A 12,262-nucleotide genomic window follows, 5' to 3' on the forward strand; every position below is an offset into this window, starting at 1 on the left:
GCCCCGAAGGGGCGTTGACCGAGTCGACGAACGCTCATGACGGCCTGAAAGTACCGCATCGGCGCGCCGTAGGACAGGTAAGATTGGCTTAAAATAACATGACCGCATGATGAAGTTCACATGTTTCACCGGCTTGCTTGTTTCTGATTGTCCTAATTTTTCCCTGCTTTCGGTGCCAAATCCTCCGGGAGGTCAGGCGATAAATAGCTGGCCGAAAGTGTCACCACGGACAGGAGGAGGCCGGAACGTGCCGCCCAGCGGCCGGTGAACCCAGCGGGGCCGGAGGGTGAAACGGGTGGTTCGCACGTCGGGGGGACCGTGCGGAACGTGCCGTCGGGCCGCAGTCGAACGGTGAAGTCCCGAAAGCCGAAACGGGTTCCCGTCCACGGCGAGAACGCCTTGTAGGAAGCCTCTTTGGCGCAGAAGAGGAGACGGTCCAGCGGCAGACCGGTGGCCGAGGGGAAGTCCTGCCGGAGCCAGCCCGCTTCGACGTCCGTGACGATCCGCTCGGCCAGGAAGCGGGGGAGGGGCTCCCGCGGTTCCGCGTCGATGCCCAGAGCGGCGAAGTCCTCGGTCAGCGCGACAGCGGCCGCGCGATAGTTCCGGCAATGGGTCATGCTCCCCACGACCCCCGCAGGCCAGCCGGGTGCGCCCAGGGGGCCGGGCACCAAGGGCGCCGGGTCCACCCCGAGGGCGGTCAGAGCCGCGCGGGCGCACCCGCGCACCGTGGTGAACTCCTTGCGCCGCTCGTCCAACACCCCTTCCACCACTGCCTGTTCGGTGGCGAAGAGGGTGACGGAGCCGTCCGGGCCGTCGTCGTCGAACGCCTCCCGCGCCCGCACCCCGGTGGGCACCACCTCAGCGATCACGCCTCGCCCCCTTCTGCTCGACAACGGGCTCCTCGGGCCTCGCGATTCTGCCGGTAGCGGTGCGCCGGTCCTGCCGCGGGGGTTCGATCCGGCGGCGGGGTGGGCCGGATCCGTGCCGGGACCATCGAGGTGTCCGACCGTGGCCCGGTCCACCGAGCGGCAATTCCCGCCCCGTGAGTTGCCGGTGCGCTGCCTGGCCCGGCCCGTTCCCCATCGACCAGCATGCATCGCAGGTCGGCGGCGCACGGCCGGACGAGCGTGCAGACAAAGGACAGGGGACGACTAGCCATGGCGCAGGCGCGTCCCGAAGAGACCGGGCCGGCTCCGGCCGGCCCCCCGTCACTGTGGCGGGACCGCGACTACATGTACTGGTGGTCGGGCAACGGCCTGTCGACGCTGGGCACCAGCGTGTCGACGCTCGCCTTCCCGCTGCTGGTCCTCCACCTGACCGGATCCGCCGCCCAGGCCGGCGTCATCACCGTCCTGCACATGGTCGGCAAGCTGGCCACCCTCGCGGTGGGCGGGGCGCTGGCGGACCGGGTCTCCCGACGCGCCATCCTGTGTCTCGCACCGCTGGTCCAGGCGGTGGCGATGGGCGTCGTCGCCCTGCTGGTGTACCGGGCGCCCCTCGATCACCGCGATCGGCACGATGGCCCTGGTCAGTGGCCTGGCGGCCGGCCTGCGGGTCGCCGTCTCGATGCCGGTCCTCCGCAGGATCGTGCCCAAGGAGCAGATAGCGACCGCGACGGCCCAAGGCATGGGGCGCGACATGGTCGCCCAGCTGATCGGCGCTCCGCTCGGTGGCCTGCTCTACGCCATGGGCCGCTGGATCCCCTTCCTCTTCGACGCGGTCTCCTTCCTCTTCGTCACCCTGGGCTCCCTGTTGATCCGCCGGCCTCTCGGCCCGGACCGGCACCCCGACGACGGGCCGAGGTCCAGCCTTGCCAAGGACGTGGGCGACGGCCTGCGCATGATCAGGCGCAGCGACTACCTGGTGTTCACGCTCATCTGGGGCGCTGTACTCAACGCCGTCGCCGAGGGCTTCATCCTGCTCTTCGTGGTGCTGATCCAGTACCGGGGAGGCGGGCCGACGGCGGTCGGTCTCGCCACCTCGCTCGCGGTCACCGGTGGGGTCGTCGGAGCGGTCCTCGGTCCGCTGCTGATGGGCAAGCTGGGCGCACGGCGGGTCCTGATCATCTCCGCGTGGGTCTTCATGGCCTCCTTCGCCGTGGTGGTGTCGGTCTCCCAGCCGTGGCAGATCGGCCTGGTGGTGATGGTCGCCATGATCAGCATGGTGCCGATGAACGTCGTGACCGAGTCGTACGAGGTCCGGCTGGTCCCGGACCAGTACCAGGGCAGAGTCGCGGCGACCAGTCGCTTCTTCATCCAAGGGGTCCAGTGGATCGGCCCGTTGGGCGCGGGCATCCTCGCCGACGCGGCGGGCGTGGAGCGGGCCATCCTGGTGCTGGCCGCCGCCATGGCCCTGCTGGCCATCACCCTGCACGCGGCGCGGCGGTATCTCAGGGTGCTCGACACACCGCTGGCCGACGTGGAGGAGCTGCTCCCGCCGGGCGCCCCGCCCACCGGCGAGGAGAGCGGGCCGGCGACCCCTCCGGAGGACGACCTCCCCACTCCGGCGACCGGGACCAGGACGCCTGGAGAGGCACAGCAGCGATGACGGGCCTCGGCCCGCCGACCGGAACACATGCCCGCCGACCGGAACGTATGAAGGAAGTCATGGAAGATCTTGTTCAGCCCATATCGCTGACGGACGCCGTCGAAAGCCTGCGGACGGGTGCTGTCGAGCCGCAGAAGTACGCGGCCAGGACCATCGAGCGCATCGCCGAAGTGGACGGTACGGTCCAGTCCTTCGTGGCGGAGCCCGGCCGGGCGGACCGGTTGGCCCACGCGGCCCAGGAAGCCGGCCGGCGCGGGACGGCGCCGGCGGACCGGCCTCCGCTGTACGGAGTTCCGGTCGGGATCAAGGACATCATCCACGTCGAGGGGCTGCCCACCGGAGCGGGTTCGGCGCTGCCGCCCGAGGCCCTGGCAGGAGGGCAGGCCACGGTCGTGGACCGGCTGCTCAAGGCCGGGGCGGTCATCGCGGGGAAGACGGTGACGGGCGAGTTCGCCGTCACGGCGCCGGGGCCGACCCGTAATCCGCACCGCCCGGAGCACACTCCGGGCGGAACGAGCAGCGGCTCCGCCGCGGCCGTCGCCGCGGGTCTGGTGCCCCTCGCCATCGGTACCCAGACCATCGGGTCGCTCATCCGCCCCGCCGCGTACTGCGGAGTGGTCGGCTTCAAGCCCAGCCACGGACGCATTCCGCTGGACGGCGTCCTCCCCGTCGCCCCGACCTTCGACACCGTCGGCATGATCACCGCCCGGGTCGCCGACGTCGCCCTGGCCGCGAGCTGTCTGTGCGACGACTGGCGGCCCGACCGCGCGGCCCCCGGCCGGCCGGTGCTCGGCATCCCGGAGGGCCCGTACCTGGACTTCGCCGAGCCGGAGGCCCGTAGCGCCTTCGACGAGCAGGTGGCCGCGGTGCGCACGGCCGGCTACGACGTGGTGAGCGTCCCCATGTTCGAGAACTTCGAGGAAGAGGTCTTCGACTTCTTCGTGATCAACCTCTACGAGCTGTCCCAGGCCCACGCCGACTGGTTCGCCCGCTACGAGGAGCTCTACGACGAGCGCACCGCCGAGGCCATCCGCCAGGGCCAGGGCGCCCAGGCGTCCGACCACGCCGGCTCGTTGGCGCGACGCGAAGCGTTCCGTGACCGGCTGGCCGCCTCCACGACCGAGCACGGCGTCGACCTGTGGATCACCCCCGCCGCCACCGGACCGGCTCCGCTCGGCCTGGAGAGCGCCGGAGACTCGGTGATGTCCCTGCCGTGGAGCGGCGTCGGCCTTCCCTGCCTCACCCTCCCCACCGCCCGTCCCGCGGGCGCCCTGCCGCTCGGCTTCCAGTGCGTCGGCCGTGCCGGTGAGGACGAGCGCCTGCTGCACTGGGCCCTCGACCTCGAAGCCGTACTCGCCACCCGGGGGACCGATACCCGTGAGAGCTGAAGGACGACCGGTGGAGACTCCGGTGGAGATGGGCATCGTCGCGACCGGTACCGCGTTCGGCTCCCCACGTGATGTGGCCGGGACCGCGCACGAGTACCTTCCCGATCCCGAGGCCGTCACCAAACTGGGCTACGAGAGCTATCACCGGGTGGCCGACGGGGTGACGGCCGTCGACCTGGCGGCCGAGGCGTCCCGCGTCGCCCTGAAGAACGCCGGCCTCGACATCGCGGACGTGGACCTGATCGTCCTCGGCCACTCCGACATCCCCCAGTACCTGGGATGGGACCCCTCGGCGGCGATGGCCAGGGCGCTCGGCGCCCACGGCACCCCGACCGTGCTCTTCACCCAGTCCTGCGCGGCGTGGTCGTTGGCCCTGGACCACGCGGCCGGTGCGATGGCGCTCTCGCCCGACACGGGCACCGTACTGGTGGCCATGGTCAACGTGGTCAGCGAGACGCACACCAACCGCATGGACTTCAACGGCACCATCGCCAGTGACGGAGCCGCCGCCGCCGTCCTGCGCCGGGGGCATCCACGCCTCCGTCGGCTCTCCTCCGCCGGCTTCACCAATCCTGAGTTCGCGGATCTGTTCCGCATCGACATCGGCGGTTCCGCCCACCCCGTACCGCCCCCGGGCCGTACCCATCGCGACCTGGACCCGATGATCGCGGTCTACGAGCACTTCGGCGCGGACCCCGAGCGCTTCGGGCAGTTCATCGGGGAGGTCGTCGGCCGGTTCACCGACGTGGTCGATCAGGCTCTGGCGCGGGCCGGCCGGGACCGGAGCGAACTGGCCCGGCTCGTCTACTTCAACGACAACGCACGGGCGATCCACGGCGCCGCCGACGCGATCGGCATCCACCTCGCCCGCACCAACGCCGAACTCGCCCGCCGACTCGGCCACATGGGCGCCGCCGACCAACTGGTCTCCCTCCACCTGCACACGGAGGCCGGAGAGCTGGCGCCGGGGGACCTCGTCGCTCTCGCGGGTGTCGCCTCCCCCGGCATGCACTGGTTCTGCACGCTCATAGAGGTGTGAGACCGGAACATCGCGACAAGGCGATGATCCCCATGTCACGACCGCAGAATGGGAAACAGAAATGACCACCGAGTCCGGGATCGAGCCGGAGGAACTGATCAGGATCTCCGAGGACCAGATCGCCCGATTCGTCGTCGAGCGCTTTCTCCCCGATGTCGAGTGGACCGAACTCGACGCGGACGACGACTTGTTGGCGACCGGGGTGATCGACAGCCTCGGCGTGCTGCAGATCGCGAGCTGGCTGGCGAAGCAGCACGGCATCACTCTGGCCGGCCCGGAACTGACGTCCGGGAACTTCCGTACCGTGCGGACCATCCGGGCGACGGCCCAACGGGCGGAAGCGGGTGGCGTGGCATGACCCGCTCACTCGTCGCGTCGTTCACGGCCCGCGCGGCCGCCCGGCCCGACGCGCCCGCGCTCATCTGGGAGGACCGGCCCGTGAGTTACGGCGATCTGTACGCCATGGCGGCCAGGGCGCGCGGACAGGTCGAGGACGCGGCGCCGGACGCCGACCGTCCCGTCGGCCTGCTGGTACGCAAGTCACCGGAGGCCGTGGCCCTGGTCCTCGGCTGTCTGATGGCCGGCCGCTCCTTCCTCCTGCCCTCGCACGAGCTGCCCGAAGCGCCCCTGAAAGCCCTCTTCGAGCAGGCGGGATGCGCGGTGGTGCTCGGCCTTGCCGACGGCTCCCCCGTCGACCGGGTGGTGGACCCGGCCGGGGCTCCCGAGGACCGGGAGGAGCATCCCCCCGCCGTCGTCGACGACGAAGCCGTGACCTTCATGCTCACCACGTCCGGCTCGACGGGTCTGCCCAAGGTCGTTCCGCTGTCGTCCGGGGCGGTCGGCCGTTTCACCGACTGGGCGGCCGAGACCTTCGGGATCACGACCGGCGTCGCCGTCCTCAACTACGCGCCGCTCAACTTCGATCTCTGCATGCTGGACGTGTGGACGACGCTGGCGTACGGCGGCACCGTCGTGCTGGTCGACCCCGGCAGGGGCGCCTCGGCCGGCTATCTGCGTGATCTGGTCGCCGATCACGCGGTGTCCGTGGTTCAGGGCGTGCCGATGCTCTTCCAGCTGCTCGCGGAGGCGACAGCGGAGAGCGGTTCACTCGACACGCCCGAGCACGTCATCTTCGCCGGTGACAGCATGCCCGCCCGGGTGCTGGCCGGGGTGTCCACCACCTTCTCCAAGGCACGCTGGTACAACAACTACGGTTGTACCGAGACGAACAACAGCTTCCTCCACGAAGTGGACCAGGACCGGCCCCTCCGCACCCCGCTGCCGATCGGCCGACCGCTGGCCGGTGTGCGCTGGCTGATCATCGGCCAGGACGGCCGGGCCCTGACCGGCCCCGGCCAGGGTGAGCTCTTGGTCAACACCCCTTTCCAGAGCACGGGATACGTGAACGCGCCCAGCGGGAAGACCTTCGCCCCGCACCCGGACGGTGCACCCGGCCTCGCCTACTACCGCACTGGCGACATGGTCACGCTGCACGAGGACGGCGCCCTGAGCGTGATCGGCCGGACCGACTACCTGGTGAAGGTGCGTGGTTTCCAGGTCAGCACCCAGAGTGTGGAGCAGATCCTCCTGGACCACCCGGCCGTCGCCGAGGCCGCCGTCATCGCCCTCCCCGACCCGGTCGCCGGTCACCGCCTGCACGCCCGCCTTCGGCTGACCGACGCGGGGAGCGTGAACAGCCTCGCGCTGCGTCGGCATTGCTCGGAGCGGACCGTGCGCGCGGCGATTCCCGGCGTGATCGAGATGGTGACGGACCCGCTCCCCAGGACCTCCACCGGAAAGGTCGACCGTAACCGGATCAAGGCCTCCGTTCTCGCAGCCGAGGAGGGGCCGGCCCGGACCCCGCGACCCTGAGGAGCCGCGGTTCGACCGATCACGCGGCCCAGTGGGGGATCCGATGTTCCTCGGAGCCCGATGCGGTGCGGCGAACGCCGCACCGCATCCGTCGGCGCCTCGGCGGGGTCCTCTCGTCCCCGCCCAGACGGTCAGACGACGGTCTTCACCTGATCGGACACGGACGCGACGCCCGTACCGGCGGCCCGGAACCCGCCCCGGGCGGCCGACGGGGCGTTCTCGTCTCTGCCGGCGTCCAGCGGCTCGTCACGGTGGTGTTCCCGCTCCGAGCTCCCCTCGGCCTCGAAGGCCCGCAGCAGATCGGCCGCGACGCTCACGGCGATGGTCGCGGGGTCCTTGCCGGTGATGTCGGCCAGCCCGATCGGGGTCTTGATCCGGTCGACGGACGCCGCGTCGTGACCCCCTTCCGCGAGGAGGCGCTTGCGGAACCGCACCCACTTGGCCGCCGACCCGATCAGCCCGATCGAGCCGAGGTGGGGTGCCCGCAGGGCGGCGTCGCACAGAGCGGCGTCCTCGGCGTGATCGTGGGTCATGATCAGGACGTGGGCGCCGCTCGGCAACGCGTCGAGGACCTCCTCGGGCAGCAGCGGAGTGTGGTGTACCCGCACCTCCGCCACCGCGTCCGCGAGGACGGCGAGCCGCTCCTCGGCGAGGATGTCCGAACGGCTGTCGATCAGATGGAGGTCGAGGTCCTGCCGTGCCAGGACGCGCGCCAGCTCCATCCCGACGTGCCCGACGCCGAAGATCGCCACCGCCCGTACCACCGGGAGCGGTTCGAGCAGTACCGAGACCGTGCCGCCGCAGCACTGCACGCCGTGCCGGTTGGACACCTTGTCGTTCAGGGCGAAATCCAGCAGCTCCGGTTCGGTCGCGGACGTGGCGATCAGCTCCCGGGCCCGGTCGATCGTGACCGCCTCGACGTTGCCGCCACCGATCGAGCCCCAGGTCTCGCTCCGCCCCACGACGAGTTTCGCGCCGGCGTTCCGAGGGGCGTGGCCGCGCACGGTCGCGACGGTCACCAGCACACCGGCCTCCCGGCGTGCTCGCAGCCGCGCGACCGCGCCGAACCAGGTCATGTCAGGCACCGCTCAACGCCGCCGCCCCGGACGGAGTCCCGGCTTCGGTGGCGAACCCGTCGCCGGCGGGACCGTTCGGGGAGGGGACGGCCCGACGGCTCGCCTCGACCGCCCAGTACACCGCCTCCGGCGTGGCGGGCGAGGCGAGTTCCACGCTCACCCCGGGCGGCCCGAACGCCGCGGCGGCCTGCCGCAGCGCCTCCCGTACCGAGAACGCCAGCATCAGCGGAGGCTCACCCACGGCCTTGGACCCGTAGACCGCGCCCTCCTCGGTGGCGTTCTCCAGCAGCCGTACGTGGAACTCCTGCGGCATCTCCGAGAAGCTCGGCAGCTTGTACGTACTCGCCGCCTGGGTCAGCAGCCGACCGCGGCCCGGCCCGTCACCGGTGTCCCAGCGCAGGTCCTCCAGCGTCAGCCAGCCCGCGCCCTGCACGAAACCGCCCTCGACCTGACCGATGTCGATCAGCGGGGAGAGGCTGTCGCCGACGTCGTGCACGATGTCCACCCGCCGGACGCGGTACGCGCCGGTGAAGCCGTCCACCTCCACCTCGGCCGCGGCGGCCCCGTAGGAGAAGTACTTGAACGGTGAGCCCTGGAACGCCTTCGCGTCCCAGTGCAGCCCCTCGGTCCGGTAGAAGCCCGCCGCCGACAGCTGCACGCGCTGGAGGTACGCGGTGCGCACCAGGTCGTCCCAGGCCAGCTCGCCGTCGCTGCCGAGGGCACGCGCGACGCCCTCGACGATGCGCACGTCCGAGGCGTTCGTCCCCAGCCGGCCACCGGCCACCTGGAGCAGCCGCTCGCGGATCTGCTCGCAGGCGTTCTTCACCGCCGCGCCGTTGAGGTCGGCCCCCGCGCTGGCGGCGGTGGCGGAGGTGTTGGGCACCTTGTCGGTCCGCGTCGGGGCGAGGCGCACCTTGTGCAGCCCGATGCCCAGCGTCGTCGCGGCCACCTGGAGCATCTTGGTGTGCAGGCCCTGGCCCATCTCGGTGCCACCGTGGTTGATGAGGACCGAGCCGTCCTTGTAGACGAGGACCAGTGCGCCGCCCTGGTTGAAGGCGGTGAGGTTGAACGAGATGCCGAACTTGATCCCGGTGACCGCGAGCCCCCGCTTGGTGTTCGGGTGGGCGGAGTTGAACGCCGCGATCTCCCGCCGCCGGTCGGCGACGCGGCCGTCGGCGCACACCTGCTGCCAGACGGTGGAGATCCGCTCGGGGTGCGTGACCACCTGCCCGTACGGCGTCGTCTGCCCCTGCCCCGGCCGGTAGAAGTTGCGCTCCCGCAGCTCCATCGGGTCCAGGCCGAGCAGCGGCGCGCACCTGCCCATGATGTCCTCGATCACCAGCATCCCCTGGGGTCCGCCGAAGCCGCGGAAGGCGGTGTTGGAGACCTTGTTGGTCCTGGCGATACGGCCCGCGACCCGGGCGTTGGGGATCCAGTAGGTGTTGTCGATGTGGCACAGCGCCCGGGCGACCACCGGTTCGGACAGGTCCAGGCTCCAGCCGCCGTCCGCGGTCAGGGTGGCGTCCAGGGCCTGGATACGGCCTTCGGCGTCGAAGCCGATCCTCCACTCCGCGTGGAACCCGTGGCGCTTGCCGGACATGGTCAGGTCCTGGGTGCGGTTGAGCCGGACCCGGACCGGCCGGCCGGTCAGCCGGGCGCCGAGCGCGGCGACGGCCGCGAAGCCGTGCGGCTGCATCTCCTTGCCGCCGAAGCCGCCGCCCATCCGCAGGCACTGCACGGTCACCTCGTGACTGTGCAGACCGAGCACGTGCGCGACGATCTCCTGGGTCTCGGAGGGGTGTTGGGTACTGCTCTGGACGAACAGCTGCCCGCTCTCGTCGACCAGGGCCAGTGCCGCGTGCGTCTCCAGATAGAAGTGTTCCTGGTCGGAGAAGTGGAATTCGCCCGAGAACACGTGCGCGGAGTCGGCGAAGCCGGCGTCGACGTCGCCGGTGAGCATCACGGGCCGGGCGCCGTGGAAGCTTCCGGCCGCGATCGCGTCCCGCAGCGCGATCAGGGAGGGCTGTTCGTCGAGGTCGACCTCGACGGCCGCCGCCCCGAGCCGGGCCGCCTCCAGCGTCTCGCCGAGCACCCAGGCCACCGCGTGGCCGTGGAACATCACCGTGTCGGGGAACAGCGGTTCGTCGTGCTTCATGCCGGCGTCGTTGACACCGGGCACGTCGGCGCCGGTCAGCACCCGGACCACACCGGGCACGGCGAGCGCGGGCCCGGTGTCCAGCCGGCTGATCCTGCCGTGGGCCTTCATGACCTGGACCGGGTAGGCGTGCAGCACGCCCTTCGTGCGATGGACCAGGTCGTCGGTGTAGAGCGCGGCGCCGGTGACGTGCTGGGTGGCACTCTCGTGCGGCATCGACACGCCGACGACCGGCTTCTCGGGGCGCTGGGACAGCTGGCTCATCAGGAAACCGCCTCGGTGGTCTGCGCGTACAGCTTCAGCAGGCTCTGGCCCAGCATCGCGGAGCGGTAGGCGGCGCTGGCGCGCTGGTCGTTCATCGGTGTGCCCTCCGCCCGCAGCACCCGGGCCGCGGCTTCGACGGTCTCCGCCGCCCACGGCCGGCCCTCCAGGGCCTTCTCGGTGGTCAGGGCGCGGATCGGGGTGGCGGCGACTCCGCCCAGACCGATGCGGGCCTTCCGGACGATCCCGCCCTCGACGTCGAGCGCGAAGGCGACCGCCACGCTGGAGATGTCGTCGAAGCGACGCTTGGCGATCTTGTGGAAGGCCACGACCGGCGACAGCGGCAGCGGGACGCGCACCGCGCGGATCAGTTCGCCGGGACGGCGCACGCTCTGCCGGTAGCCGGTGAAGTACTCCGCGAGGGGCACCTGTCGTTCTCCGTCGGCGTCGGCGAGCACCACCGACGCCTCCAGTGCGAGCAGCACCGGCGGGCTGTCTCCGATGGGGGAGCCGGTCCCCAGATTGCCGCCCAGCGTCGCGCCGTTGCGGATGAGCCGCGACGCGAACTGCGGGAACAGCTCCGCCAGCAGCGGGACGTGGCCGTCGAGGCGGCGTTCGATCTCGGTGAGCGTCAGCGCCGCCCCGATCTCGACGGCGTCGGATCCGACGCGCAGCTCCCGCAGTTCGGGCAGCCGGTCGACGGCGATCACGCAATCCGCCCTGCGGGCACGGATGTTGACCTCGACGCCCCAGTCGGTGGAGCCGGCGACCACCACCGCCCCGGGCCGCTCGCGCAGCAGCCGCAGGGTCTCGCCCAGGGTGTTCCTCCGTAGGAACGTGCCGCCGTCCCGGACGTACTCGGTGGCGACCGGCGCGGGCGGGGACTGGGCACGACGCTGGGCGAGCGGGTCCTCGTCGGTGGGCGCGCCGACGGCGAACGCGGCATCGCGAATTGGACGGTATCCGGTGCAGCGGCACAGGTTTCCGCTCAGCGCGTGCAGATCGAAGCCGTTCGGCCCGTGCTCGGGGTCGGCGGCCCCGGCCGGGTCCGCGTGGGCGCAGCGGTCGGGCCGGTAGTACTCGGCGGCCATGCTGCAGACGAACCCCGGTGTGCAGTAACCGCATTGGGAGCCGCCGCGGACCGCCATCTCCTCCTGCACCGGGTGAAGCGTGCCCGGCTGGCCGGCCGCGCCGACGGTGGCGAGCCCCTCGGAGGTGACCACCTCCTGTCCGTCGAGCGCCGCGGCCGGGAGCAGGCAGGCGTTGACCGCCACCCAGTCGGTGGGCTCGTTCGTCCCGGGACGGGCGACCAGGACCGCGCAGGCGCCGCACTCGCCCTCGGCGCAGCCCTCCTTGGTGCCGGTGAGGCCGCGCTCGCGCAGGAAGTCCAGCACCGTGGTGTGGGGCGCGGCCGGTGAGATCGGGGCTTCGGTCCCGTTGACCGTGATGCGTGGCGCGGTCACGACAGGCCTTCGTTCCGTCGCCCGGTGGGCCGGTTCATCGTCTTCGCCAAAGTCTGCGTCAACGTCTTCGTCAATGTCTTCGTCAAAGTCGGACAGCTCTCTTGATTCGGGCGCGCCACGGGGAGGAGCGGGCGCGAAGCGGCGCACGACAGCGGTGCGCCGCTGAAGAAGTGAAAGAAAAGGGGCGAAGCGGCGAAGCGGGGCAGCCGCAAGGTGCCACGGAGGTGCCACGGAAGGGCACGGGAGAAGGGGGGCGCGTTCAGCAGCCGTGCGCGATACGCCCCGGGACCCAGGCGGTGCACTCGGCGAGGCGACCGAGGTCGGAGTAGGTGAACATCAGCTGGTCGCCTCCTTTCGAGGGCCGGGGGTCGGCGGTTCACGGCAACGTAGTTGCTGCCGCCAGAGAGGTCAAGAGGCCGTCCGGCACGGCGCACCTCACCTCGCGTGAGCGCCCCTCGGGA

At 71.3% G+C, this 12,262-nt stretch carries 9 protein-coding genes; 5 read left to right on the forward strand and 4 right to left on the reverse strand.

The window, feature by feature from the left end:
• Nucleotides 1-152: 152 nt before the first annotated feature.
• Nucleotides 153-869: a 4'-phosphopantetheinyl transferase family protein gene (locus AC3CH1_RS26260; RefSeq protein ID WP_488465178.1), complete on the reverse strand. Its 717-nt coding sequence runs from the start codon at nt 867-869 to the stop codon at nt 153-155.
• A gap of 649 nt (nt 870-1,518) precedes the next feature.
• Between AC3CH1_RS26260 and AC3CH1_RS26265 the strand changes: the two genes are divergently transcribed.
• From AC3CH1_RS26265 to AC3CH1_RS26285, 5 genes are all read left to right on the forward strand, one after another.
• Nucleotides 1,519-2,547 carry an MFS transporter gene (locus AC3CH1_RS26265; RefSeq protein ID WP_488465179.1) on the forward strand — a complete coding sequence of 343 codons (1,029 nt, stop codon included), beginning with the start codon at nt 1,519-1,521 and terminating at the stop codon, nt 2,545-2,547.
• Between the two features lie 59 nt (nt 2,548-2,606).
• On the forward strand, nt 2,607-3,935 hold the full coding sequence (locus AC3CH1_RS26270; protein ID WP_488465180.1) for an amidase: 1,329 nt from the start codon (nt 2,607-2,609) through the stop codon (nt 3,933-3,935).
• A gap of 10 nt (nt 3,936-3,945) precedes the next feature.
• Nucleotides 3,946-4,974, forward strand: a complete 1,029-nt coding sequence (locus AC3CH1_RS26275) for a 3-oxoacyl-ACP synthase III family protein (RefSeq protein WP_488465181.1) — start codon at nt 3,946-3,948, stop codon at nt 4,972-4,974.
• A gap of 61 nt (nt 4,975-5,035) precedes the next feature.
• Nucleotides 5,036-5,332 (forward strand): phosphopantetheine-binding protein, encoded by a 297-nt coding sequence (locus tag AC3CH1_RS26280; RefSeq protein WP_488465182.1) that lies wholly within the window; start codon nt 5,036-5,038, stop codon nt 5,330-5,332.
• Entirely contained in the window at nt 5,329-6,846 is a 1,518-nt protein-coding gene (locus tag AC3CH1_RS26285; RefSeq protein ID WP_488465183.1) for an AMP-binding protein, read from the forward strand. Before AC3CH1_RS26280 ends, AC3CH1_RS26285 begins: the two co-directional genes overlap by 4 nt.
• A gap of 131 nt (nt 6,847-6,977) precedes the next feature.
• On the opposite strand, the gene xdhC is transcribed toward AC3CH1_RS26285, so the two are convergent.
• Genes xdhC through AC3CH1_RS26300 form a run of 3 tightly spaced genes read right to left on the reverse strand, consistent with a single transcriptional unit; the run spans nt 6,978 to nt 11,801 of the window.
• Nucleotides 6,978-7,922: a xanthine dehydrogenase accessory protein XdhC gene (xdhC, locus tag AC3CH1_RS26290; protein ID WP_488465184.1), complete on the reverse strand. Its 945-nt coding sequence runs from the start codon at nt 7,920-7,922 to the stop codon at nt 6,978-6,980.
• Between the two features lies 1 nt (nt 7,923).
• Nucleotides 7,924-10,341 carry a xanthine dehydrogenase molybdopterin binding subunit gene (gene xdhB / locus AC3CH1_RS26295; RefSeq protein WP_488465185.1) on the reverse strand — a complete coding sequence of 806 codons (2,418 nt, stop codon included), beginning with the start codon at nt 10,339-10,341 and terminating at the stop codon, nt 7,924-7,926.
• On the reverse strand, nt 10,341-11,801 hold the full coding sequence (locus AC3CH1_RS26300) for a xanthine dehydrogenase small subunit (RefSeq protein WP_488465186.1): 1,461 nt from the start codon (nt 11,799-11,801) through the stop codon (nt 10,341-10,343). Before AC3CH1_RS26300 ends, xdhB begins: the two co-directional genes overlap by 1 nt.
• Nucleotides 11,802-12,262: the final 461 nt, after the last annotated feature.

This window comes from Streptomyces sp. MGP-P1 (assembly GCF_057766565.1).